This window comes from Pelatocladus sp., from assembly GCF_059505505.1.
In genome coordinates this window covers 1-25886 of the sequence record NZ_JCACKS010000031.1, presented here as the reverse complement: position 1 = coordinate 25886, position 25886 = coordinate 1, and the positions used below count along the sequence as shown (strand labels likewise).

At 40.6% G+C, this 25886-nt stretch carries 25 protein-coding genes; 12 read left to right on the top strand and 13 right to left on the bottom strand.

The features are described from left to right. Positions 1–578: 578 nt before the first annotated feature. From AC5JMK_RS03330 to AC5JMK_RS03315, 4 genes are all read right to left on the bottom strand, one after another. The gene (locus tag AC5JMK_RS03330; protein ID WP_096676012.1) at positions 579–950 is read right to left on the bottom strand and encodes a colicin V family bacteriocin; all 372 of its coding nucleotides are present in this window, start codon (positions 948–950) and stop codon (positions 579–581) included. Positions 951–1023: 73 nt separating this feature from the next. Beyond that, positions 1024–2598 (bottom strand): GMC oxidoreductase, encoded by a 1575-nt coding sequence (locus AC5JMK_RS03325; protein WP_096676013.1) that lies wholly within the window; start codon positions 2596–2598, stop codon positions 1024–1026. Positions 2599–2691: 93 nt separating this feature from the next. Continuing rightward, entirely contained in the window at positions 2692–4293 is a 1602-nt protein-coding gene (locus AC5JMK_RS03320; protein ID WP_495909387.1) for an FAD-dependent oxidoreductase, read from the bottom strand. Positions 4294–4312: 19 nt separating this feature from the next. Then, positions 4313–5110 (bottom strand): SDR family NAD(P)-dependent oxidoreductase, encoded by a 798-nt coding sequence (locus AC5JMK_RS03315; RefSeq protein WP_096676015.1) that lies wholly within the window; start codon positions 5108–5110, stop codon positions 4313–4315. A 322-nt stretch (positions 5111–5432) separates the two neighbouring features. Here AC5JMK_RS03315 and AC5JMK_RS03310 point away from each other — a divergent pair, with 322 nt between their 5' ends. The 4 genes from AC5JMK_RS03310 to AC5JMK_RS03295 all read left to right on the top strand — a co-directional run bounded on the left by AC5JMK_RS03310 (position 5433) and on the right by AC5JMK_RS03295 (position 9008). Further along, positions 5433–6341 (top strand): SMP-30/gluconolactonase/LRE family protein, encoded by a 909-nt coding sequence (locus tag AC5JMK_RS03310; protein WP_096676016.1) that lies wholly within the window; start codon positions 5433–5435, stop codon positions 6339–6341. Continuing rightward, positions 6338–6934 carry a DoxX family protein gene (locus tag AC5JMK_RS03305; protein ID WP_096676017.1) on the top strand — a complete coding sequence of 199 codons (597 nt, stop codon included), beginning with the start codon at positions 6338–6340 and terminating at the stop codon, positions 6932–6934. Before AC5JMK_RS03310 ends, AC5JMK_RS03305 begins: the two co-directional genes overlap by 4 nt. A gap of 107 nt (positions 6935–7041) precedes the next feature. Beyond that, positions 7042–7482: a cupin domain-containing protein gene (locus AC5JMK_RS03300; protein WP_495909386.1), complete on the top strand. Its 441-nt coding sequence runs from the start codon at positions 7042–7044 to the stop codon at positions 7480–7482. Positions 7483–7829: 347 nt separating this feature from the next. Next, entirely contained in the window at positions 7830–9008 is a 1179-nt protein-coding gene (locus tag AC5JMK_RS03295) for a LeuA family protein (RefSeq protein ID WP_096676019.1), read from the top strand. A 154-nt stretch (positions 9009–9162) separates the two neighbouring features. Here AC5JMK_RS03295 and AC5JMK_RS03290 read toward each other — a convergent pair whose 3' ends face one another. Together AC5JMK_RS03290 and AC5JMK_RS03285 are read right to left on the bottom strand one after the other, a co-directional pair. Further along, a complete protein-coding gene (locus AC5JMK_RS03290) occupies positions 9163–9636 on the bottom strand; it encodes a protein tyrosine phosphatase family protein (RefSeq protein ID WP_495909385.1) in 474 nt (157 codons plus the stop codon). Between the two features lie 287 nt (positions 9637–9923). Beyond that, positions 9924–10814: a LysR family transcriptional regulator gene (locus AC5JMK_RS03285; RefSeq protein ID WP_096676020.1), complete on the bottom strand. Its 891-nt coding sequence runs from the start codon at positions 10812–10814 to the stop codon at positions 9924–9926. A 166-nt stretch (positions 10815–10980) separates the two neighbouring features. Between AC5JMK_RS03285 and AC5JMK_RS03280 the strand changes: the two genes are divergently transcribed. Further along, entirely contained in the window at positions 10981–11253 is a 273-nt protein-coding gene (locus AC5JMK_RS03280) for a hypothetical protein (protein WP_096676021.1), read from the top strand. Between the two features lie 6 nt (positions 11254–11259). Then, the gene (locus AC5JMK_RS03275) at positions 11260–11913 is read left to right on the top strand and encodes a glutathione S-transferase family protein (RefSeq protein ID WP_096676022.1); all 654 of its coding nucleotides are present in this window, start codon (positions 11260–11262) and stop codon (positions 11911–11913) included. Between the two features lie 58 nt (positions 11914–11971). Here AC5JMK_RS03275 and AC5JMK_RS03270 read toward each other — a convergent pair whose 3' ends face one another. The 3 genes from AC5JMK_RS03270 to AC5JMK_RS03260 form a co-directional block, all read right to left on the bottom strand. After that, entirely contained in the window at positions 11972–12421 is a 450-nt protein-coding gene (locus AC5JMK_RS03270; RefSeq protein WP_096676023.1) for a GNAT family N-acetyltransferase, read from the bottom strand. Continuing rightward, the gene (locus AC5JMK_RS03265; RefSeq protein WP_495909384.1) at positions 12418–13239 is read right to left on the bottom strand and encodes an alpha/beta fold hydrolase; all 822 of its coding nucleotides are present in this window, start codon (positions 13237–13239) and stop codon (positions 12418–12420) included. The genes AC5JMK_RS03270 and AC5JMK_RS03265 overlap by 4 nt, the downstream gene beginning before the upstream one ends. 96 nt (positions 13240–13335) lie before the next feature. Next, positions 13336–14058, bottom strand: a complete 723-nt coding sequence (locus AC5JMK_RS03260; RefSeq protein ID WP_096676025.1) for a lysophospholipid acyltransferase family protein — start codon at positions 14056–14058, stop codon at positions 13336–13338. Between the two features lie 663 nt (positions 14059–14721). Between AC5JMK_RS03260 and metG the strand changes: the two genes are divergently transcribed. The 3 genes from metG to lptC all read left to right on the top strand — a co-directional run bounded on the left by metG (position 14722) and on the right by lptC (position 18408). After that, positions 14722–16317 (top strand): methionine--tRNA ligase, encoded by a 1596-nt coding sequence (metG, locus tag AC5JMK_RS03255; RefSeq protein WP_495909383.1) that lies wholly within the window; start codon positions 14722–14724, stop codon positions 16315–16317. A 151-nt stretch (positions 16318–16468) separates the two neighbouring features. Next, entirely contained in the window at positions 16469–17098 is a 630-nt protein-coding gene (locus AC5JMK_RS03250) for a LabA-like NYN domain-containing protein (RefSeq protein WP_096676027.1), read from the top strand. Next, entirely contained in the window at positions 17095–18408 is a 1314-nt protein-coding gene (lptC, locus tag AC5JMK_RS03245) for an LPS export ABC transporter periplasmic protein LptC (RefSeq protein ID WP_495909382.1), read from the top strand. Before AC5JMK_RS03250 ends, lptC begins: the two co-directional genes overlap by 4 nt. Positions 18409–18544: 136 nt before the next feature. On the opposite strand, the gene AC5JMK_RS03240 is transcribed toward lptC, so the two are convergent. The 3 genes from AC5JMK_RS03240 to rsmA form a co-directional block, all read right to left on the bottom strand. Continuing rightward, positions 18545–18850: a DUF3082 domain-containing protein gene (locus tag AC5JMK_RS03240; RefSeq protein ID WP_096676029.1), complete on the bottom strand. Its 306-nt coding sequence runs from the start codon at positions 18848–18850 to the stop codon at positions 18545–18547. 105 nt (positions 18851–18955) lie between these two features. Further along, positions 18956–19903 (bottom strand): 4-(cytidine 5'-diphospho)-2-C-methyl-D-erythritol kinase, encoded by a 948-nt coding sequence (gene ispE / locus AC5JMK_RS03235; RefSeq protein WP_096676030.1) that lies wholly within the window; start codon positions 19901–19903, stop codon positions 18956–18958. Between the two features lie 403 nt (positions 19904–20306). Beyond that, positions 20307–21125 carry a 16S rRNA (adenine(1518)-N(6)/adenine(1519)-N(6))-dimethyltransferase RsmA gene (gene rsmA, locus AC5JMK_RS03230; protein WP_096676031.1) on the bottom strand — a complete coding sequence of 273 codons (819 nt, stop codon included), beginning with the start codon at positions 21123–21125 and terminating at the stop codon, positions 20307–20309. A gap of 440 nt (positions 21126–21565) precedes the next feature. Here rsmA and AC5JMK_RS03225 point away from each other — a divergent pair, with 440 nt between their 5' ends. The 3 genes from AC5JMK_RS03225 to AC5JMK_RS03215 all read left to right on the top strand — a co-directional run bounded on the left by AC5JMK_RS03225 (position 21566) and on the right by AC5JMK_RS03215 (position 24055). After that, positions 21566–21955 (top strand): Pepco domain-containing protein, encoded by a 390-nt coding sequence (locus AC5JMK_RS03225; protein ID WP_096676032.1) that lies wholly within the window; start codon positions 21566–21568, stop codon positions 21953–21955. A 1-nt stretch (position 21956) separates the two neighbouring features. Beyond that, entirely contained in the window at positions 21957–23738 is a 1782-nt protein-coding gene (locus AC5JMK_RS03220; protein WP_495909381.1) for an SUMF1/EgtB/PvdO family nonheme iron enzyme, read from the top strand. Positions 23739–23932: 194 nt separating this feature from the next. After that, positions 23933–24055, top strand: coding sequence for an SUMF1/EgtB/PvdO family nonheme iron enzyme (locus AC5JMK_RS03215; RefSeq protein WP_495909397.1), 123 nt, complete (start codon positions 23933–23935; stop codon positions 24053–24055). 445 nt (positions 24056–24500) lie between these two features. On the opposite strand, the gene AC5JMK_RS03210 is transcribed toward AC5JMK_RS03215, so the two are convergent. Next, positions 24501–25676, bottom strand: coding sequence for an acyltransferase family protein (locus tag AC5JMK_RS03210; RefSeq protein WP_096676034.1), 1176 nt, complete (start codon positions 25674–25676; stop codon positions 24501–24503). Between the last annotated feature and the right edge of the window lie 210 nt (positions 25677–25886).

The window sequence follows — 25886 nt, the reverse complement described above, 5'->3', positions numbered from 1 at the left end:
TAATTTTTTCCTACAACCAACACTTGTGTTGTAATCCACTCCAATACTGCTCGGTTAAGGATTTGTCGTCGTAATTTTGGGCATGTAGAGACGTTGCACTGCAACGTCTCTACAGGTTTTAAATGTCAATCGATTTGTTTTATCCGAGCAGTATTGTAATCCACTCTAAATGCTTGCTACCTTCCAGTTTTGCCAGTAGATAGTTGCCTATAACTTCATATTGGGAATTAACCAAACAATCTTTTTAGGTACTGAGTAACTTATGTACTGACATGATTCTGTGATGTTCCGTATCCTATCCTTTAGTTTTACAACTAGCAATCACAACTAGCTTGTGAAATTTTTCTATATCCTCTATGGACTGGATCTGGACTTTAACTGATTCGTTTGACTCTCGACTTCACCATCAGCCAGAATCATCAGGCTTTATTTCTCAATTACAAAGAATTATGGTGAATTTAACTGTATTCATCAATACAAAAAACTGTATCAGATTGATTCTTGCATTTTTTTACCGAAAATATTCGCTGCAAAGCCCCTAGCTTCTAGCTATAAGGGCGATCGCACTTTCCATATGGCTAAATTTCTCCACCTTGGGGTTTTGATAACGCTTGTAGTTCTTCCCAACTATAGTGACGGGGTAGTTCAATTGGTTTATGATCGGCTCCTAATCCCAACCCAACTGTCGGCTGGAGTTCTTCAATAAATTCCTCAGCGTACCCTACTAGCTTATTGCCTGCAACCCCACCAGTAATTGCCCCTGCAATCCCACCAATCGCAGCACCCATCTTACCACCAATTGACCGACCTAGTGCGACTCCTGCTACGCCACCTCCCACAGCACCTAGAACTGTAGTCAGGGGATGAGAATCTGTCTGTTCTGACTCATTCTGTTGAGATTGAATCTGTGGTTGCTCTTGTGGTATAATGTTTTCCTCATTATTATTCATAATGTTTCTCCTTTTTGTCTTTACTGATAAAGCCAGTCCCAATTAAAATTAGGGAGATTTCCCTGTTCCCTATTTAGTTCAATCTTTGTGCTATGCGATCGCCAACGCGCAATGCATTCGCCATAATCGTTAATGTCGGGTTAGCCCCTGAATTTGAAGGGAAAAAACTACTATCTACCACATAAAGATTATCAACATCATGGCTACGGCAATTGAGGTCAAGAACTGAGGTTTTAGGATCTGTACCAAATCGACAACTACCGCATTGATGAGCAACAGCTTGTTCAGGCAGATGAGTGCGGGGATAAATGCTAAATGGCAGGACGTGTTTAGCAGAATGGGGGATTGACTTGAGTACAGATGTCCAACGATGGATCAGGCGATCGCTTGCTTCTGTATTATTAAGTGTATAGTCAACGTGAATCTTGTCACCTACTACACGAATCCGATTATTTGGGTCTGGTAAATCTTCTGTTTGCAACCACCAACCAACTGATCGCTCGGCTAACAAATGTCGCTCAAAATGAGGAATCAGTTTCACAAACGGAGCCATAAGCGATGGAGCCTCGGCGGGAATCATATCAGCAAGTACATTACCTGTATTCTGCACCATACCCATCGGATAAGGAAAATCCGGCTCTCCCCAGTAAAAGTCATTGACGGCGATGGTTTTCTGAAAGTTAGCGTGATTGATCTCTAGGTGCATGGAAACTATGGCGGTTTCCAACTGTTTCATAAAATTTCGCCCCACTTGATCGGAACTGTTTGCCAATCCGTTGGGATGCTTGTCATTGACAGAGCGTAACAGCAAGGCAGCTGAGTTGACACAACCACACGCAACCACCACAATCTTGCCTGTGAACCAATGTTTCTCTCCAGCAATTTCAGTTTCTACCCTCGTCACTTCTCGACCCGACTCACTGGTATGTAACCGCAAGACTTTAGCATTAGTTAAAAGGGTGAAATTGGTATACTTTTCACGAGTAGGACGAATGGCATTGACCTCAGCATCGGCTTTTGCATGTACCAGACAGGGATATCCATCAAAAGTATCACAGCGAATACAGGGACTCTTGGTGCGATCGCTTTCATTGAGCTTTAATGCAAGTGGTAGGTGAAATGGGTAATAACCTAGTTCGCGGATGCCATCAGCAAGGGACTGCATATCCGGCTCATGACTGACTGGCGGATAGGGATATGGCTCGCTACGAGGTGGTTCGGTGGGATCTTCTCCTTCCTTACCATGCACCTCATACAGCTTTTCTGCCTGGGTGTAGTATGGCTCAAAGTCTTGATACTTCAAGGGCCATTCTGGAGAAATTCCTCCCTTGTGAATTACTCTTTCAAAATCCCGCTCCCGTAATCGCACTAAGGCTGCACCGTACAGTTTAGTATTGCCACCAACCCAGTAACCAGTCTGAGGCTTAAAGGCTTTACCTTCTTTGTCATACCATTCTTCATCAGTATGATAGCGATGTTTTTGATAAACTTCCTGTGGATTCCAATTATCTTTCTCTCTTGGTAAAAAGTCGCCTCTTTCCAAAACCAAAATTTTCTTACCTGTGGATGCAAGACGGTAAGCAAGTGTACCTCCACCAGCTCCCGTACCGATAATAATAATGTCGTAGCGCTCAGTGATGTTCACCATATTTTGATTATTGATTTTTGCGTAGCACTTAATGATGGTCAGATCCCCGACAACTTCTGTGAAGTCGGGGATCTCGTGCGATGAACCACTCCACTAGCGCTTGCTGCTAACTAGAGGCTGTCGCTGAATCAAATCAACTGCACCGCGTCGTAATTCCTCAACAGGTGGCATCTGGTTCAAGCGCATCAATTCCGATATAGCTGCCGTTTCTGTATCCCGATGGCTGGTTGCAACTGCCAAGACTTGATTATTTTTAATGTAAAAAGCAATAAATTTCTGTTGTTGGAGATCTCCATCTACAACTATTTCATCCCAACTTTGGGCATGTCCAATGTAGCGCAACGAAAATTTGAATTGCATCGTCCAGAAAAAGGGCAGCCCTCTAAATTTGACTGCTTTGCCTGCCATGTTATGAGCCGCGATTCGCCCCTGCTGTGCTGCAACTCGCCAATGTTCAACGCGAATCGATTCACTTGTACGCCAATCGGGATAACGGGCAATATCGCCTGCGGCGTAGACATTATCTGCTGCACACAAATATTCATCAACAACAACACTTCTATCTTTAGAATGCAAATTCACACCCTCAAGAAAGTCTGTTGCAGGCTGTACGCCAATTCCGACAATTACTATATTTGCTTGCAAGCGATCGCCATTATCTAAAATTACAGCTTCTACTTTGCCATTACCTGCAAATTCAACTGCTTTTCTACGCAACTTAAAGGAAACTCCATTTTCCTCATGGACTTGCTGAAAGAGTTTGCCGATTTGTTCGCCAAAGTTCTTCTCAAAAGGCACAGAATCTGGTGAAACAACAGTTACTTGTAAACCTTGCTGAGTCAGACCAGCTGCGGTTTCCATACCGATAAAACTGGAGCCAATGACTACTGCTTGTCCTTTTTGCTTGATGGCTGTCAAAATGCGATTGGCATCATCAAAACTGCGTAATGTAAAAATATTTGGCAAATCCGCACCAGGAATATCTAGCTGGCGTGGTTTTCCTCCTGTTGCTACTAGTAAGGCATCATAGGTCAATGAATCACCGTCGGTAAAGGCGATCGCTTTTGCTGTTGTTTGTACCTGTTTGACTTGCTTATTCAATAGCACTTCAATTGTGTGTTCTTTGAAGAAATCTGGAGATCGCAAGGGCATTTCTTCTGGGGATGCTTTACCACTCAAGTAAGCTTTACTCAGCTTAGTGCGATCATAGGGCAGCTTGTCTTCCTGAGTAATCATGACGATTCGTCCCTGATATCCGGCTACTCGCAAAGCTTCTGCGGCATGAATACCTGCTGTCCCTGCTCCCAAGATCACAAATGTCCGCCCATCAACGTTGGGATTGAATTGTGCCATAGTAGGCGATCGTAATCCTGTGGTTTGCTCTGGTACGCTGACAATGACGTTTTCACCTTCAATCCGTGCCTCATAATGAGCTAAAGAATCCAAGCCAGGTGGTTGTAGTTGGTCGCCACTCATCAAGTCAAAACAGGCATTGTGCCAAGGACAAACAATATTATGCCCACTCAGTACCCCTTTTGCCAGTGGTGCGCCATAATGAGTGCAGTGTGCGCCGACGGCATAAAATTTTCCATCTATTCGACTCAGTAAAATTTCTGTTTCGCCGACAGATACCTGTCGCATTTCACCATTTTTTAGATCATTGATATTGGCAACAACTGCTTTTATCTGTTTCATAATTAATGTGTTTAACTACTTATAAACTCGCCACTGAGCCACCATCTACTCGGTAGTTAGAACCAACGACAAAGCTGGATTGCTCAGAACAAAGGAATGTAATGACTGCTGCGACCTCTTCTGGTTTGCCACGTCGTTTGAGTTCGATGTGAGGACGCTGTTCATCAAGAAAACTATCAATAGCCTCATCAAAGCTGACACCCATCTGTTTCGAGAGTTTTTCCATCATTGCGTCAGTCATCGGAGTTGCTATATAGGCAGGGGAGACTGTATTTACCAACACGCCATCCTTTGCATAAGCTTTGGATAGACCTTTGGCGAGGTTAAGTACTCCAGCCTTGCACGCGCAATAAGGCAATTCTTCTGGATAAGGCTGTACAGCGTCTTCCGAACTAATTAAAATTACTCGTCCCCAACCGACCTCACGCATACCTGGAATAAAGGCGCGACAAGTACGCACAGTTGCCATTAGGTCTACTTCAATCGTCTGATACCAATCTTCATCACTAAGCTCTAGAAAATCTCCAGTCGCACCCGTTATTCCTGCTGCATGGACGAGGATATGAGTTGTCCCAAAGCGCTCATTAATCTTGCGTTTTGCGGCTTTCACATCTTCAGGCTTGGTGAGATCTGCCTGAACCGCAAAAACTTCTCCAAACTTTTTAATTTCAATCACCGCCTGTTCTAGTGCTTCAGAGGTTTTGTCAATCACAGCCACCTTTGCACCTTCCTTGGCAAGCAGTTGGGCTGTTGCTTGACCTATGCCAGAGTCTGCTCCTGTGATCACGGCGACCTTTCCACTAAGACCTAAATCCATATGCAATCTTTTCCTGAAAAATATAACTATTTTGTCTCTGAATCTAAGTGATTTAACGTAAATTTTTGAGGAAAATTCAGCTATTTTTTGCTTTAACGCTTTACTCTATTCCAAGTTTTCTGAAGTTTTCAACGAATCGACGGTACATTTTTTAGAATCAAGAATTCAGCCTCTAGGTATAAGCAAAATTTGAAAGTGTGTATCTCAACTAAATTTCTCTATCTACGGCTTGAGGTAAATTGACATGCCTATTAATGACAATTAGCTTTAGCTTGCTGTTGTAATTGTCATTAGCAAGCAAGTTAAAAGGCAGGAGATATTTATGCCTGAAGTAATTGAGATCTATGATGATCGCATGTGTGCGTTAATACACCCAAGTGCTTCACTCCAAAAGCTTGCCAACGGTGCAGTCCATAGCGAAGGCCCTGTTTACTTCCATGAAGACGACAGTGTAGTGTGGAGCGATGCTCACGGCAATCGTCTGTTGAGATGGAGTGCTAGTGACGACGTGAGTATTCTACGAGACCCATCTGACTACCAAAGTGGTAATTACCGTGACCTAGAGGGTCGTCTGGTTGCGTGTTCGTCGGGTTTGCGTGCTATCATCCGCCGCGAACATGATGGTGAGTGGAAGATTTTAGTGGATAGTTATCAAGGTAAACGCCTCAATAGTCCAAATGACTTGGTAGTGAAAAGCGATCGCACGATTTGGTTTACTGATCCACCCTATGGCATTACTCAACCAAACCAAGGTTACGGTGGTGAACAGGAACAAAACGGAAGTTACGTGTATCGATTCAACCCGGCAACTCGTGAAATCTATCCAGTGGTGACGGACATGGTGCGCCCTAACGGACTTGCCTTCAGTCCAGACGAAAGTCTTTTGTATGTGTCGGATACAGCTGCGTTTAATATTCCTGGAGGCCCTCATCATATTCGTGTATATGAGGTTGTGGACGACGCTCAGCATGTGACAAATGGTCGCGTGTTTGCAGTTATCGAACCAGGACAACCCGATGGATTCCGGGTTGACGAACATGGCAATGTTTTTACTAGTTCTAAAGACAGTGTGCAAATATACACCCCTGACGGGACTCGTTTAGGAAAAATTTTCGTACCGGAAACATGTGCTAACCTGTCTTTCGGCGGCAAAGAACGCGATCGCTTGTTTATTACGGCGGGCAAATCCTTATATGCTATCGACCTTAATACCCATGGTGTGCAGCTATGATTTACAAGTTTGTGTTGGGTGTCGCGATGTCTAACGACAAACCGCTTCTCGTCTACGCTGTGTGGACGCTACCGAAGGTAATAACTTCCGTATTAGCTTCAGTTAATTATCCATTTCTAGGCCCATATCTGTTGAGTTCTTTGTCTCATGCGTATCCTGGTGGACTTCCAGGATTAGCACTTTTACTGCTAAGAGTTAGCGTTGGCGGTTTGTTCCTAATCCACGGCTATCCAAAAGTACTGCATCTTCGTCGATGGGCTGAATCTATCAAAACACCCGTGTTTCTTTGCTTTATATCAGCATGGACGATGTTGGGTGGTGGATTTTTCCTCATCCTGGGATTTCTCACACTTTTGGCAACTTTGCCGATTCTGGCTTCTATGTTGTTTGCGATATTGTTACATCTGATTGAAGGTAAGCCCTTTGTTGCCATAGATCCTTACTTAATTCCCAACGACCAGTATAAAGGCCCTTTAGGAAAAGGCGAACCACCAAGTTGGGAAAAGGCATTTATGTACTGTGTAATGCTGATTGCGATCGCGGTTTTAGGACCTGGTGCGTATTCGCTAGATGCTGTGATTTTTGGACGATAAATTATTAAAATCAAGCACTTGTGTAGCGATCGCAGTTTGTTTTACAAAAATTGAATTTATTTAATTTCTATCAAATTAGCAGTCAAAATTAACACAGAGCCATTTCTATGCAGAATAATCAATCGCACAAACCGACAATTGACTACTGGCATGTCTATACTGACAAAGACGGTGTAAGCCACCAGTCCCGTCGTCAAATTCAGGATTTCATCGAGAAAGGTATAGCACCAGATACCTCTCCTCAGTGGCTGTCTAAATTGAAGCAGTCTGGTGCCACAATTACTTTTACTGTACTACCTGTAGGATGGGTTGGAAAATGGCATGAGAACCCGAAACCCCAGTGGATCATCCCCTTATCGGGACGCTGGTTTGTGGAGACTATGGATGGTCAGCGAGTAGAGATGGGCCCTGGCGAAATTTCATTTGGAGGAGATCAGGGGACGAAAGCGGACGCACAAGGTCATAAAGGTCATCTCTCTGGAACAGTAGGCGATGCGCCAGCTGTCCTGGTAATGGTGCAATTTGAAGAGACACCAAGTATGGAGTAGTCCTACTGCTTGAGGTAGGCTAGTGTCTTTTATGTAAAGGAGGGAGTCAGAGCTGTTGTCGGCAGCCCTAACTCCCTTTTTGTAGTAAGTTCAATTATGTATAGTTCAAGTTTTTGGGTGTATGAGGGTATCAATTAAATGAACTAACCGATAATTCCGAGCAGGGTACAAGAAAGTGGATAAATCCTGGGAATAAATTCCCTTTTTTTTAATCCAAAATACTCAATAAAGTGCATTTATACATGGGGTAAATCTAAAATACAAAATCTAAAATTCAAAATTTTTGACTCAATAAGTAATCTCCGCTCAAGTGACAACAAATTTATTTTTTCGTTAATTTTTTAGATATGATTCAAATTCTTGATTCTACCTTGAGAGAAGGAGAACAAACTCCTGGAGTTTATTTTTCTCCTGCAACCAAATTAGCAATTGCTAAATTTTTAGATCTGGTAGGAGTTGATATTATTGAAGTTGGTAATCCTGTAGTTGATAGGGAAATTGCTTTCGCTATAAGTCAAATTGCTAATGCTGGACTCAAAGCTAAGATCGGCGCTCATTGTCTTTGTCGAATAGATGATGTGAATCAAGCGTTAGATTGTGGCGTCAATTTTTTAGGAATTTTCTTTAGTGTTTCTCAGCAACGATTGCAACAGGACTACAACATAGATTTAGAGTCAGCTATAGAAAAAATTGTAGAAGTAATAACCTATGCGAGAAAACAGAAAGATAACTTATTGATTCGTTACACACCAGAAGATACGGTTCGTTCTCCTTTAGAAAATGTGATTGAAGCAGCGATCGCAGCGTTAAAGGCAGGAGCTAATATTATTAGCATCGCTGATACGACTGGATATACAACACCATTTCATCCAATCCGTAGTCTTTATAATTATGTGAAAACTCTAAAAGAAGAACTTGCAAAACAAGAATTATATCCACAAATAGAGGTTCATTGTCATAATGATCGAGGTTTAGCCTTGGCGAATGCACTGGATGCTTACAGAGCAGGTGTTAATATTATTGACGTGACAGTCATGGGACTTGGAGAACGAGCAGGTATTGTCGATTTAGCAGAATTACTCATAAATTTAATTGATACAGTTGAGGAAAATCATTGTTGGGAACTAAGTTATTTAAAGGATTTATATGATTTGGTAAGTAAGCATTCTCATATTTCTATTTTTCCTCATCATCCAGTAATCGGAAAAAATGCTTTTACCCATTATGCAGGTGTTCATGTGAATGCTGTAGCTAAAGATGAAGTTCTTTATCAAAGTTTAAATCCAGAAATTTTAGGGACAAAAAGCAGCTTGGCATTAGGAATGCAATCGGGATATACTGCGGTTGAATTGGCTCTCAAACAAATTGGTAGAGGTGAATTAATAAAAGATAAAGATGTAGTTGCTAATATTCTCCTCAAAATTAAAGAAATTGCCAAAAGAGGAACTCCTATCGATATTGAAAAAGAACTACCAGCAATTGTGAAATGTTGTGCTATTAGCAAGATGATTACTAATTGGATTTAGGATTAATCATTATGATATTGAAGAACTGAAAATAGGAAGTTGACCATCACTGTTGCTAAGGATGAGATATTAGATTGACGAAGTTATAGCAGTACCCGGATGAAATTTCCGGGTAAGCGATCGCAGATTAAATCCCCTCTTAATAAAAATATTGTTAGACCTTCAGATGCTTTCTGTAATAATTAATTACCTGTTCAATAAATTTTTGCCAATGATGATCCGGAATCCAAATTTGATGCAAATCTTTCTTGGCTTCTGCATCATTTATCCCTTTACATAGGCGACGGTAAAGATACATAAAAGCAGAAACTCTCTTATTAGCAGCACAATGTACAAACACTTTTTTGTTTGTGTTGGCTTCCATGACTTGGAAAAAATATTTGACATTCTCAAAAGTTGGTTTTTCCCAAGCCACAGGAATATGAACATATTCCATTTCTTGAGATTCCACTATTTCTTTTTCATTCGTTAGAGCATTGGGAGAATCTGGTAATGCTAGATTTACAACTAATTGATATCCAGCTTCTTTGATTAGTGTAAATTCTTCTTCAGTGAGTTGTCCTGATGTGGCAATCAAATCTGATATTTGCAGGAAATTGTAAATATTCTCAATACAGTTGTGGGACATTTTTAAATGTGTGAAGCTAATTGTTAGTTTTCGATAACTGAAGTCTCAGTTATTTACTAAATTCAGGCTTACAGCCATTATGTCCGTTTAAATACTCAGAACAATAAAATAATTAATTAATACACCTGGCGTGGTGAGGTGAAAACGCAGAGAAATTTTGATGGTGAGTAATTAGACGGACAACATGTAGGATAACGAGTTCTCACAAGAGCTTTGCTAAGAATATATTATCCAATGAATTCTGAGTTTTGAATGGGGTACAAAACCCCACAATTGTCGATCAAAGCTTAAGTTGAGTCAGCTAAAGTTTGAAAATCAAATTTTTTTAACAATTCTAAAAATTTAAAAACCGCAGGGATATGTAACGCGTTGGATAAAACTGCAACGGCCATGACTCTTTTTAGTGGTACTGGTAATTTGTATACCTGCACTTCTGGAGGAATTGGTACTGCTGCTAAACGCGGGAGAATAGCAGCTGTGAGTCCTTGATTAACCATACTGACAATAGTAGAGTCTTCTTGAATATGGCTAGCAGTATTCAAAAAGGGTGCTAAATTTTTGATGTGTTCGTGTAGAGGTCTTCCACAGGGTAAGCAAGCAAGCATGACTGGTGAATAAACAGCTAAATCTTGCCAAGTAATTTGGGAATTCTTAATTTTGACATAGGGTGGTAATAAAGCAACATACTCATCCCGGACAATTTCCCAAGTTTCAAATTCTTCAGCTGCGGGTAGATAAGTAATACCAATATCGGCGCGTCCTTCACGTAAACATTGTTCTACATCTAAGTAAGCAAGACGTTCTATGATGGTGACAGCGATTTCTGGGAATTGGTGGTGAAACTTGGCGATCACTTGTGGTAATAAATGAGTGGCGACACTGCGAAAAGAGGCTATGCGTACATGACCACCATGTAAACCTTTATGCAGATTTGCTTCTTCTTGCATCATTCCTAAATGTTGCAGAACCGTTTTAGCATGATACAAAATGCGCTCCCCTGCTGATGTCAAAACAGCACCGTAGCGACCTCTAGCAAATAAAGGTACGCCTAATTCTTCTTCTAGGGTAGCAATGGCATGACTGATTGCTGGTTGAGAAAGCTGTAACTCATTCGCTGCCTCACTAAAGTTACCACACTCCGCCACTGCAACTAAGGCTCGGATCTGGGAGAGTTTCATCGGTAATTCCAATCGAGAATCTGATTTGTTTTTCCCAAATAGATTGTATCAATAGATTTTTACTATCTATAAACCACATTTATATAATCTATACAAGCCATGATTTGATTGCTCAGTGAGACGTTGCTACAGTTTTGATTATGGATGATCATTCAGGAGCAATTTTATGACAAATAATAGGATGCATCTACAAAATAATGACACAAAGTTAGAGCTAGAAGTTGGTTATAACTATCTGTCATTTTTCCAGAAAAATTTGCGGAATATTTGGCAAGAAATAATTAATTATTTAGTAGCTAGCCAAGAATTACAAGTTAAACAGAAAATAGATCGTCACGGTAATCATTATTGGCAAGCCTACGATCCCACAACGGGCAAATCTTTTATGTCAGGTTCAGAATCTGATATGCTTGCATGGATTGAACAACTTTATCGGTAATAGAAAATGCCAGATTTAACTCTTGTCATCGGCAATAAAAATTATTCATCGTGGTCACTTCGTCCTTGGTTGGCGATGAAGCAATTTGGTCTAGAATTCCAGGAAATTCGTATTCCTTTATATACTCCAGAAGCTGGATTACAACTTAGTCAATACTCTCCATCAAGGAAAGTACCTGTTTTATTACACGGTAATCAACAAGTGTGGGATTCTCTCGCAATTTGTGAATATTTAGCTGAAGAATTTCCCGATTTTAATTGGTGGCCAGAAGATAAAACTGCTAGAACAATTGCTCGTTGTATAAGCGCCGAAATGCACTCTGGCTTTCAAAATTTACGTCAAAATATGCCGATGAACTGTCGTGCTAAACTTCCTGGTAAAGGAATGGCGCTCGGAGTACAAAAAGACATTGATCGCATTACTACTATTTGGCGATATTGTCGAGATAAATTTGGGAGTACTAGCGATATGTTATTCGGTCAATTTACCATTGCTGATGCGATGTTTGCCCCAGTTGTATTGCGGTTTGTGACCTATGATGTGCAATTAGATAATATTGCTAAAAATTATGTAGAAGCTATCTTAGCAATCCCAGCATTACAAGAATGGATCAAAGCAGGTAAAGCAGAACAAGAAATTATTCCTGCTTTTGAATTTTAGAAATTTGTTTATTTTTAAGAAGTGAATTCTGGCGATACGAATTAATGAAATCTTGTGCTTAGTTTTTATTGCTGATGTTAGTATGATTGGGATGAATTTTATTACCATGGAACATCAGGCGTAACTCATTTACATCAGAGGTAAAACCCCAACGCTCATAAAAGTTGATCATCTCTGGTAAACAATAAAGAGCAAGCACTTCAACAGAACCTAATTTAGGATGATTTATCACTAATTCCATCAATTTAGCCCCAAGTCCTATATTTCTGTGACTTGGTTTAACGATCACATCATAAATAGTGGCTCTATATATGAAATCTGTAAGAATGCGAGTAAAAGCAACCAAGCGATCGCACTCATCAACCAATCCAATCACAATATCTGATGCTGCTAGCATCTTCTCGACTTGATCACGAGTACGCTTGTGACTCCAGAATTCGTTTTTGTATAAATCTAATAAATCCGAAATTTGAGCTTCAGTTAGTTGTTCTACAACTTGATAATTCATGAGAGAATCGCTTCAGCTGCTTTCACGGTATTATCCAAGAAATTATGCGCTTTCATAATTTCGTAGAGATTCATATCTGTTTCCAATAAACAAGCGTGTCCACTTTCAGGTAATACCACCATTTCAGAATCCGGTAAAATATTTGCTAATCTTTGCGCTTCCGCCAGAGAAGGCAAAAGTCTATCCTGATTACTAGCAAGTAGTAAAATAGGTTGAGTTAGTTGACGTAATTGTTCTTCGTCAACACAGAATTCTCGAATTAAAGATAATCGCCACAGAACAGTTTCTGAAGGTATAGAACGCATTGTTTTCAGTAATTCTTGGCGATCGCTTCTCGAAATACGTGACAATGTTGCTAAAAATGGTAACAAGCCCAAAGCACCAATGTCGAAAAAGTATGATGGTACTAAATAAGAAAATTGTGACGCCCAATCATAGAAAGGGCGAAGATGAAAGCTAGAAGCAGGATTGATCAAAATTATTCTTTGAAATAAATGTGGTGCTGCTACAGCTACTTTTTGAGCCAAACAACCCCCAAAAGATTCACCACATAGATAAACTGTTCGTTGGGAACTTTTTTCTAGTTCTGTGTGGATCAAGTCCAATACATTATTTGTTAATACTTCCCAGCTAGTCAAATCTTCCCGTGGAATTGCCAAACAACGAACATCAAAACCAGCTTCTAAACCTACTGTTTGCGATCGCAATAATTGACCAGTTCCATCCATCCCAGGTAAATATACAAACAAGGGATATTCTGGTTGAAGACGTTTGGGAGTGAGAAAACACGGCTGTAATGATACTTTTGGGATAGTCATTGGTCAATCGTCAAGCGTCAATAGTCAATGGTCAAGCGTCAACCCCCTACTCTTCAAGAAGAGCTTCGCTCTACGGGGGAATTCAAAATTCAAAATTCAATAACATCCTTCACGTAATAGATTAGCAATTTCGCCGTGACAATGTTCTGTTAGTTCAGCGACAACAGTTTTAGCTTGTTTACCTTGATATAGTTGTTGGTGCTGGGGTCTAATCCAATAAGGATGACCAATTAACACCGCAACACGATTGTATATAACCAAAGGATGCCAACCAGGTTGATTAAACAACGGTTCCGAAGGATCAAACAAGTTCAATAGTTTGAGGGGAACAGCTGATGTGTTAATTTCTTCTATGGAGGCGATCGCAACTGGTAAAATTGCTAAATCTTGGACATTTGCTCGCAACGCCAGATGAGCAAATCCCCGTTGAAATTCACCTACCCAGTTCGGTTGGGTAAAGTTCACCATCGGTTCTGTCCCTTCAGGAAAAACTCCAACCAATTGTTTTGATTGCAACAAATGTTGTGCTTGCTTAAAAAAACTTTGTTGACGTTGTTGATTTGCCTCTAGCGGAAAACATCCCAATCCTGCTACTATCTCTCGCATGATTGGTACTTGTCCCATGTAATGATGGCAAGCAAATCTGATCGAACTCGAAAGTGCTGCCATCAAAATTGGTGCATCCATAAAGCTACGATGATTACTCACTACCAATACACTGGCATCTTGAGGAATGCGATCCTCATAGTAGCGAAACATCTTGGTTGAGAGTGTCGCCAACAACCAGTGAGAAATATCCAGGGGGCTGTTTACACTCATAACTCTTCAATATAAATATTTCACAAACATAGGTGTTTATCTACACGCTATCTTTACATTTCTTTACTATCTCTGGGACTGTCTTAAGGTATAGATGTTTGATCTACAAACTTAGGAAAATCTTTTGTCCAAGAGGAGTTGATTTATGGTGTCGCCAGATAAAAAATGTGAAAAATCTTTTGATGAGATTTTTACATCTCTTCTTTAAGATAGCCGCGACAAACAAACTTCATCACGAATTATGAAAATTGTTCTGTGCGTCACCTGATTTCAAAGTTTATTTTCTGTAGAAGTCTAGCTATGAGAAAATCTCATGAACATTATTTGCAAATCTTTCTTCCTCAATTCCCGTTGCACCTTCTTTGGAGATAAGAAGCCTTACCTTCCCCTATTCCTAATCTCTATTTTCAGGACAATATATGTATTTCTATTGTCACAAGCAATTAAACCAACAAGTTTCGGGGAAATCAATAGCTGCGAATTTCTGTCTTTTTGGCAAAAATTAACTGAATTTATACCTACAAAAAACAAATTCTAAACTAAATAAATTTGTTAATATTCTAGTAGAGCTTGAAAATCAGGTGTGTATGTAATATAATTACCTGGTTTTACCTCAATAAGTAAAATAGAAAATAGTTTTTACAACTTATATTTTGATTGTGCATGAATCTAGTGGATAAAACAGAAAAAACATTTGCACTTACAACACCGCTATATTATGTAAACGACTTACCTCACATTGGTAGTGCATATACAACTATCGCCGCCGATGTGGTGGCACGTTTCCAAAGACTTTTAGGGCGTCCAGTACTACTAGTAACTGGTACAGACGAGCATGGGCTGAAAATTCAGCGAACAGCCGAAAATAAAGGTATATCGCCACAAAAGTTCTGCGATGAAATGTCTAGTGGCTTTGTTTCTCTGTGGCAAGTGCTAAATATTAAATATGATCGCTTTATCCGGACTAGCGATTCTCGTCACGAAGCAATAGTCAAAGAATTCTTCCAACGAGTATGGGAAAAGGGTGATATCTACCAGGGACAGCAAAAAGGATGGTACTGTGTCTCCTGTGAAGAATTCAAAGAAGAACGAGAATTGCTAGAAGGACACCGTTGTCCAATCCATACCAACAAAGAAGCAGAGTGGCGAGACGAAAAAAACTACTTTTTCAAGTTATCTAAGTATCAAACCCAGCTGGAAGCGCTCTACCAATCTCAACCAGATTTTATTCAACCAGAAACTCGTCGTAATGAAGTTCTCAACTTTGTCAAACAAGGGTTACAAGACTTTTCAATTTCACGGGTAAATTTAGATTTGGGTTTTCGAGTCCCAACTGATCCGGATCATACTCTTTATGTTTGGTTTGATGCGCTCTTGGGTTATGTAACAGCATTGTTGGAACCAGACGCAGAACCAACACTAGAAAACGCTTTAACAAAATGGTGGCCGATTAACTTGCATTTAATTGGTAAGGATATCTTGCGCTTTCATGCAGTTTACTGGCCTGCCATGCTAATGTCAGCTGATTTACCTCTACCAAAACAGGTTTTCGGACACGGCTTTTTAACCAAAGATGGCCTAAAAATGGGCAAATCTCTTGGTAATACTGTTGATCCCGTGGCTTTAACCACAACCTACGGTGCAGATGCTGTTCGTTATTACTTTCTTAAGGAAATCGAATTTGGCAGAGATGGCGACTTTAATGAAGGTAGATTCATCGATGTTCTAAATGCAGATTTGGCAAATGACTTAGGGAATTTGCTCAATCGTACTTTAGGCATGGTGAAAAAATATTGTGCTGGCAATGTGCCACCAATTACAAGTAAATATATACCTAATGATAGTCCTTTGAAATCAATCGGTTTATGTCTAGGGGAACAGGTAAAAAATGCTTACGAAACGTTAGCGTTCGATAAAGCTTGTGACGCAATCTTGAAACTGGTACGAGCCAGCAACAAATATATTGATGAGCAAGCTCCTTGGTCTTTATACAAACAAGGACAGCAACAGGCTACAGAAAAAGTATTGTACTCTGTCTTGGAATCAGTGAGATTGGCTGCTTACCTGCTATGTCCAGTGATCCCAAACATCAGTAACAATATTTATCAGCAACTAGGTTTTGAAATCGACTTTAATAACCAAGCACAAACCGCCATTACGGCTCCTTTTACCATTCATGGCACATGGGGAGTGCTAACTGATAAACAAAAACTGGGTGAACCCTATCCAGTGTTTAAACGCATAGAACCATCTAAATAACATTAGCTAGTTCTTTCAATCTCTGATTTTGTTTACTTGGTCAGGGCTGATGCAATTAGCCCTGAAAGCTTATCATAAGTTTTTCAAACTCTATGTAAATCTCAAAAATCAGTATCAATTATTTTTTTGATAAAAACGAGGTATGACAATAATGTTGAATAATTTTGAAAATGACTCGATTTTCACGCCAGAGCAAGTTTTAGAAAATCGAGGTCGTGTTGCCATTTTTATTGATGGCTCAAATTTATTTTATGCAGCACTACAATTAGGAATTGAAATCGATTACACCAAGTTACTATGTAGATTAACAGGCGGCTCTAGACTGTTACGTGCTTTTTTTTATACTGGTGTAGATAGAACCAACGAAAAGCAACAGGGCTTTTTACTGTGGATGCGTCGTAACGGTTATCGGGTCATAGCTAAGGATTTAGTCCAACTACCAGATGGTTCCAAAAAGGCCAATTTAGATGTAGAAATTGCCGTAGATATGATGGCTTTGGTAGACTCCTATGATACAGCAGTTTTAGTCAGTGGTGATGGGGATCTGGCATACGCAGTCAATTCCGTGAGTTATCGTGGTGTGCGCGTAGAAGTAGTTAGCTTGCGTTCAATGACCAGCGATAGTTTAATCAACGTGAGCGATCGCTATATAGATTTAGAAGCCATCAAAGAAGATATCCAAAAAACTCCACGCCAAAGCTATCCCTATCGACCCTTAACAAGTATGGATTTTTTAGACCAACCCAGAGAGATTGAGGGACAGTTGGAAGTTCAAGAATGAAGCCGCAACACAAAGGACATAAAGGACACGGGGGAAATGGAGGACATGGGGGACACGGGGGACATGGGAGCAATCTTTCCTCGTTGTCTTCCCCCTCTCCCTTGTCCTCCTTGTCCCCCTGCTTTCTCCCCTCTCCCTTGTCTCTACTCTCCCTTCCATGCGGCCGCCCCAGGATTTTATTTTTAACTCTCTGGCTTGTCATTGGACTAGTTGCCTGTAACGGTCAAACTCGCACATCAAATAAATCACCTGTGGAGAATATATCTCCTCAAGATGCAGATAGCAAATTAACTTTCTTTGATGTCACTTTAGAACAAGCAGACGAAGTTGGGCGACCCATTTGGAAAGTCGTAGCAAAACAAGCAAAATACACCAAAGAAAAACAGATTGGTCAGGTTGAAACCCCTTATGGTGAACTATACCAAGATGGCAAAATTGTCTATCAAGTAAAAGCAGAAAAAGCAGATATCGAACAGAATGGTAAGCAATTATTTTTGAAAGGTAAGATAGTTGCTACAGACCCCAGCAATGGTGTTGTTCTACACGGGAATGAATTAGAATGGCGTCCCAAAGAAGATTTATTAATCGTCCGCAACCAAATTAATGGAACTCATAAACAGCTAAAAGCAGTAGCAAAGGAAGCACGAGTTAAAACCCGAACTCAACGCATAGATTTTTCTGGGGGAGTAGTTGCTAACTCTCAAGATCCACCATTACAAATGCGGACAGAACATTTAATTTGGCAGCTAAAAGATGAAAAACTCATTGCTGATCGGCCAGTACAAATAGACCGTTATAAAAATAATCAAATTACCGACCGTGGTAGAGGAGATACAGCCGAAGTTAATTTAAAAACAAAAATTGCCCGCATCACAAAAAATGCTCAAATAGCATTACTAGAACCGCCACTACAAATTGCCAGCAACTCCATGAACTGGAATTTGAACACAGAAATTGTCACGACAAATTCTCCTGTACGCGTATTTCATCAAGTTGAAAACGTCACAGTTACTGCTAATCAAGGTGAATTAAGAATTCCTCAAAAAATAGTTTATTTAACAGGTAACGTCAACGGTGTAGGAGAAAAACGCCAGTTTCTCAAATCTAATACAGCAACTTGGTATCTTGATCGGAAATTAATTGACGCTCAAGGTGATGTAGTTTATAAACAATTTGACCCACCGATGACATTTACTGGTGAAAAAGCCGTCGGTAATATTCAAACACAAAACATAGTTGTTAGTGGTGGCAATTCTCAAGGTAGGGTAGTGACGGAGATTATTCCCCAGGAGAAACTTAAAAATCAATAATCAAGAGTCAGCCCCTTCGGGGAAGTCAAAAGTCAAAAGTCAACCAAAAAAGAGGTAGGCGATCGCCACCATCATACTTTAACTACTAACCCAAGAAAAAATTTTTCTCTTGGGTTAGTTTATTTTGACAACTTATTTAAGACTCACGCTTTGTTAACTGCTGAAACAATAGTTGAATTGCCAAAGCAATTAAACCGATCGCCACAAGTGCAAACACTCCAGAACCCAAAGCAACTATACCCAAAACTAAAGTACGCACAGCCGAGGAAATTCTCAGCGCAAATACATTATCAGAATGAATTGGCTTGGCGGCAAAAGTCGTAGCGATGGAAATCATGAGAGAATAAGCAGCAAATGCCAAACTCCCTGAAATCACAGCGCCAATTAAACTACGTAAGGGAGTGGCTTTAGCTGGCGTCTGAGTCTCTTGTGGATCACTCATAAAAATTACCCAACTGATAATAAAATTTATTTGTGGAGACAGGGAACGGGAAACAGTAATTAATTCTGTCTAATTACTTAACTGATAACTGATAACTGATAACTGTTAAGATGCTATTTTAATGCCGTGGCTGACAAACTCACTCACAAATAATTCTAAATCTTCGTCGGGTATTGCTGCTCTGACACGCTGCTGAACTTGTTGTGCTTGCTGCTTTGACTCGCACAGTGCAAACACACTCGGACCAGAACCAGACATCATGGTTCCTAAAACCCCTTGTTGAGTTGCAAATATTTCCCGCAGTTGCAAAACTTGTGAATACGCTGGTAAGACTATTTTTTCTAAATCATTGTGCAGTTTGTCGGCAATTTCTTTGACATCTTGATGCAAAATCGCTTTCACCATTCCCCCAGAATGCACAGCCTCAGCACGCGCTGTCAAACTTGCTTTATCTTGAAGATACGAACTACCAAATGAGGTACGGTAAGTTTTATATGCCCAAGCTGTCGATACTTCTAGACTACGGTACTTTGCCAATACTATATATATATTGTTTAAACCAGCTAAAGCAGAAAGTTGCTCACCTCTACCTGTGGCGATCGCAGTACCACCAGCTACACAAAACGGGACATCAGAACCTAAAATCGCTCCTAGTTCTTCTAATTCCGACTGCGTGAGTCCCAAATTCCACAGCAAGTCTATCCCAACTAACACTGCTGCTGCATTTGTCGAACCGCCAGCCAACCCAGCAGCAACAGGAATGCGTTTGGTAATTGTAATATCTACACCACCATACTTCGCATAAGCATCAGGAAATTCCGTTGCCATCAGTTCCGCCGCCCGGTATGCTAAATTACTTTTGTCTGTAGGTACTTGCGGATGCTCGCAGCGAACGCGAATGGCTTCTGTAATGCCTGCACGCAGATCAATTTGGTCAGCTAGGCTAATACTTTGCAGTATCATTGCTAACTCGTGATATCCATCAGGGCGATCGCCGATGATTTCCAGATATAAATTTATTTTGGCAGGAGCAATGAGAGTATAGCTACGCATTTTTGGGGATTGGGGATTAGGGATTGGGGATTGGGGAAGGTAGGGGTCCCCTGGAGGGGATAAGGGGTAATGGGGATTGGGGAAGGTAGGGGTCCCCTGGAGGGGATAAGCAGGGTGGTTTCATACAAGCAGAGAAAAATTAAAATCTTCTTTTAAAGCCTCTCCCCTTAATAAGGGGAGAGGTTTGGAGAGGGGTAAAAATCTATGCTTCAAAACGAGAAATACAGACTTCCATATTTTTATTTTTTCGTATGAAACCACCCTGGGTCCCCTGGAGGGGATAAGGGGTAATGGGGATTGGGGATTGGGTAACAAGTTCTTAATTTTGTAGACGCAAAGCGGTTTCTGTAGGTATTGTTTTGTCCCCTTTCCCCGATCCCTAACATATAATTTTGTTTAACCACTAACTATTAACCCCTAACTGATTACTTAAAGCAACCCATTGCCCAATGCTGAGTTCTTCAGCACGAACTTGAGGATTTATTTCTAATTGTTCCAGTAATTGGGTCAAGCGATCGCGTTCCACAATTGATTGCAAATTATTGCGTAGCATTTTGCGCTTGGCTCCAAAGCCTAATTTTACCAAAGTATCTAGTTGACGTGGGTCGTCGGCTGCTGGTTCGATGTTGCGGGGAATCAATCGTACTACCGCAGAGTCTACTTTGGGTGGTGGATAAAATGCTTTGGCTGGCACAATACTAATTAACTCACACTCGGCTAAATATTGCACCCGCACTGTTAACGCTCCACATGCTTTGGAACCTGGTTTGGCTACGATTCTTTCTGCTACTTCTTTTTGGATCAGCAAAACGATCGCATCATAAGGTTTTGGATTGGGATTCGCAATTGTTCCCAAGAGTTTTTCGATAATCGGCCCGGTGATATTGTAGGGAATATTTGCCACAACTTTATTGGGGTTTTGAAAAGCTGGAAATCCTTCTAGCAAAGATGGGACATCCAACTCTAAAAAATCCCCTTGTAAAAGCAAAAAGTTTTCGCGCTTACCTAATCCTTTAGCTAAATCTTCGCACAAATCGCGATCAATTTCTACTGCAACTAAAGATTCGACTAGAGGTAATAAACGGCGAGTTAAAATGCCAGTACCAGGGCCAATTTCGAGGATGCGATCATCTTGTTTTAATTTTGCAGCTTCAACAATTTCTGCAAGTGCTTTTTCACTTTTGAGCCAATGTTGACCAAAGATTTTGCGCGGTCGGATCATTAATTTTACTCTTTTTACAAAGCCTTTAAGGTAGGTGCGTTACACCAATTCAAAATTAAAAAATCTATTTACTTTATATCTTGCATCAGCTTTTCATCCCGCCAATAAATTTATTTATTGGCTAATAGCTAAAGTCAGATAAATCTGACTAGGAAAGTATTTGAGTCCGTTTTAACGGACTTATGCTATTAGCCTCACCAATTAATTCTGAGGCGGGATATGGGATTGGTGCAAGTATCAATTACCCCCCTTAATCCCCCCTTGCAAAGGGGGGAAACTGTTCCCTCCCCTTTGCAAGGGGAGGGTTAGGGTGGGGTAAGCAAGACTTGTGCATACACCGTAGCTTTTTAAGGGGGGCTACTAGCATTTGATGGGAATCATCATGTCTACCGTTGTAGATATAATTTATGGGGTAATTTTATCTATATACTTAACGCATTATGCCAGAAACACCTTCAGATAGTATTTGGATTGTCACCGATGAAACTCCTCATATCTCTATTCCTGATGGTACTAGAGGCAGTATTAGTAGAGGAGACGACTGGAGAGATGAAATTAGGGAAACGACTGGTAGCAAGGGTGTAGGAGATGCGGTTAAAGTTAGCGCTCAAAAATTAGAGCAAGAAATGACCCAATTTCTACAAGTTGTGGGACGCTTGTTTAGCCATGCGGAACAGCAAGCAAAAGTTAATTCCGGGATGCAGCTTGATGAAATTGAGTTATCGGTAGAAATAACTGGAGAAGGACAAGTAAAGTTAATTGGTAGTGGTGCTAAAGCTGCTGCTAAAGGAGCAATTAAGCTAACGTTCAAGCGCCAAGAACCAAGGTGAGATGGCAAAAAATTGGGCAATTACTATTGGTGTTAATCAGTATGAGTACCTGCAACCCCTAAATTATGCCAAGCGGGATGCACAGTTAATGCAGGAATTTCTGCGTCAGGAAGCAGGATGCGAGAGAATATTCTTCTTCTCGGATGATTCCCCTGATATTAATGGAAAATCAACTCGCCCCAACCGCACAAACTTACTGCGACTCTTGCGCCAATTATTTGAAACTCCTTTTATGGGAGCAGGCGATAATCTGTGGTTTTTCTTTAGTGGTCATGGCATACGCCATACTGACCGTGATTATCTCATGCCTTGTGATGGCGATCCAGAGGATATTGAAAATACAGCTATTTCTATTAACTTTGTCACTGAACGCCTGCGTCGCTGCGGTGCTGACAATGTAGTTATGATTTTAGATGCTTGTCGCAGTCTTGGGACTCGTGCAGGTGAAGGAATTGGGCGACAAACAGCTGAACAAGCGCGTCAACAAGGAGTAATCAGCATTTTTTCCTGTAGTCCCCAGGAATATTCTTATGAAATTCAAGCTTTACAACAAGGTGCTTTTACCTATGCGCTACTGGAAGGATTAGGAATTCAGGGTAAATGTGCCACTGTTGAACGGTTAAATCAGTATCTCAGTTTTCGTGTGCCGGAATTGGTTCGACAGCATCAAAATAAAAGGCAAACACCTTATATTATTGCTGAACCTGTAAATAAATCTCACTTGATACTTGTACCACGATACGCAACCCTGGCTGAGATTGCCACGTTGAAAAATGATGCTTATCGCGCTCAGTTTAAGAAGGACTTTGACTTAGCAAAACAACTTTGGATTCGGGTGTTAGCTGCTGCATCAGGCTCAGACATGGAAGCCATAGAAGCCTTGGAAGAAATTACTCGGTTGCGAATAATTGAACAAGAGCGTCGATTGCAACAAAAACGAACCCTACAAACCTTTCAATTTGAAACTGTGACCGTTGATGCACGAGGAAACATTACCAACCGTCGCAACTGCGAAGCAAAATACTTTGTCGAAGACTTGGGGAATGGTGTCACCTTGGAGATGGTGCAGATACCAGGTGGTAAATTTCTCATGGGTTCACCAGCAGGAGAAGCAGGAAGATATGACGATGAAGGGCCACAGCATCAGGTTACAGCTCCTAGTTTCTTCATGGGTAAGTATGTAGTTACCCAAGCACAGTATCAAGCAATTATGGATAATAACCCTTCCTACTTCAAAGGAGAAAAACGACCTGTAGAACAAGTCTCTTGGAATGATACTGTAGAATTCTGCAAACGCCTAAGTGAAAAGACAGGACGCACTTATAGACTACCCAGCGAGGCTGAATGGGAATATGCAGCTCGTGCAGGAACTACTACACCCTTTTATTTTGGTGAAACGATTACCACTGATTTAGCAAATTATCGAGGGACAGATTGGAACTATAAAGGGAGATTGTACCCAGGGAATTATGGTCAAGGACCAAAAGGTGAACATCGTGAACAAACAACAGATGTAGGAAATTTTCCTCCGAACTCTTTCGGTTTATACGATATGTGTGGTAATGTATGGGAGTGGTGTCTAGATAAATATCATAATAATTACGAGCAAGCGCCGACAGACGGTAGTGCATGGCTAAATGAGAGTGATAATAATTCTCATCTGCTGCGTGGCGGTTCTTGGCTCCTCATTCCCAGGAATTGTCGCTGTGCTAATCGCAATTGGTACAACCCTGATTATCGCAACGACGATGTTGGTTTTCGGTTGGTGGTGTTGGTTGCGTGAGGACTCCTTTCACTTTGCCCTCTCGCACTTTTGCCCTTTACACTTCTTATTCTTTTCTCTTCTTTTTCCCGCGCGAAGCGCGATCAAATATTTTTTCAAAAATCGGGTGTCTTTTCTCTACAGAATATCATACACTATTTTTAATCAGTTTTCTCACTTTGTTGAGAAATTGAAGATGGGGTTGGCAACTTTAGCTGCTGCGTGGCGGTTCTTGGCTCCTCATTCCCAGGAATTGTCGCTGTGCTAATCGCAATTGGTACAACCCTGATTATCGCAACGACGATGTTGGTTTTCGGTTGGTGGTGTTGGTTGCGTGAGCGCTCCCAAAGGTCAGAGTCGGTAAATGGGAATTTATCGAGCGTACATAGGGGAGTCCAGACCTGCTCCAGTGAGGAAGGCGACGACCTCCGAATATAAAACCGAGTCGGATAGCTTGGTAGGTTGCAAAACCGAACAGTTGTCCGACTCAATCATTTTTTGAAACTAGAATATCCAATATCAAAAATATTGTGTAGAGACGTGATATATCGCGTCTCTACTTTCTCAAAAAACCTGTTTAACTTCTCATTTTGCCTAATTACTTTCTCAAAAAGCCTGTTTCCTTACTCATTTGCTTCAAACGCTTTCTCATTTCAGTAGAATCAGCAAACAAACCGGAGTTTGCTTACTCATTTGCTTCAAACGCTTTCTCATTTCAGTAATTTACGCAATCATAACAGCGCCCGTCGGAGGTAATCGCACTCGTCGCAAAAACCATAAAAATTAACTCACAGCATCTTTGACTTTGCGTTTTTTTAAGAAACTGGACATAAACGGTCGCTCAAAAACCAAATAAAATAGATAGGCAAATACTAAAGAACTTACAATCCCTAGCAAATACAATGATACTGCAAATGTAGTTGGAGAAATATCCAAACTCAAAAGGAAGCGACGAACTAGCGTGATGATTGGGCCGTGAGTCAGATACAAACTGTAAGAAAATGCTCCTAGAGCGATCGCCACAGGATGCTCAAATATTTGTATAATTCGAGGTAATTTTTTGCCATCATTTACTAACTTAGTGCAGAAAATAAATAAGCAAGCTGTTGCTAAACCAAAGAAAAATTCACTAATCCATATATGCAAACCTAGTCTTCGCCATTCGGTTAAAAAAGCGACAACTGTAAAGATTATAGCCAGCTTATCCCAAGGCAAAGAAGTTCTCAGATTAATTAACTTGGGTTTTTGTGAAAATCCAATCTCAGCAGCAGCCATTCCAAAAGCGAATAATCCTAGAAACCAAGGACTAGCTGATTCAAATAAACCATTCAAAAGATACAATGGTGCCAGCCCAATGACAAAGGCGATAATTAGCGTTGACAGTAAACCAAAACGTCGCCATATGGGGATTAATAAAAGAGGAAACAAAAAGTATAATTGCCACTCTGTACCGACAGTCCACAATGGTGGATTAATAGATAAATAACTATCACTGAGATTATGTATTAATAGCAGGTGATGAACCAAATCTACAAAAGAAAAGTAAGGAGAAAAATGAACTTCTCCAGTTTCTAATCCCCATTTAAAACTCGTAAAATTTTCTAGTGCTAGGATGGCAGCAGCTAAAATAATGCAGAAAACAACAATAGCGTAATAAGGTGGCAAAATTCGTCGCGATCGCCTTTTTATATAATTGAGAAAACCTCCCGAAATATTATTATTTTTTGAGCGAACTACCGACAACATTAATCCGTAACCTGATAAGAGAATAAAGACTACAACACTAATGCGGCCATATTTCATCATTTCATTAAAAATTTCCAGCCACACAGGTAATGGCTCTTTTACTGATGGGTCTAGATGTACAATTAACACATAGATTGCTGCTAATCCACGGAAGCCATCTAAGTAATTTAAATGTAGTTTTTGATCATTTGTTTTATGTGGAAAATTCGTCATATATTGATATTTTACCTAAGTTTTTTTGCAAATATTTATGTTGCCAAAAACGAATAATTTGCTCTACTTGATTTAATTCCACGGGAGCATCCCAAATTTTCAAAAAACACCTGCGATTTCAATCGCAGTCTGATAGTTCAAGTCTGCTGAAGCAGACTAGACCTCTTGCAAAAGTCGAATGAACCCCCCTCAATCCCCCCGTGAACGGGG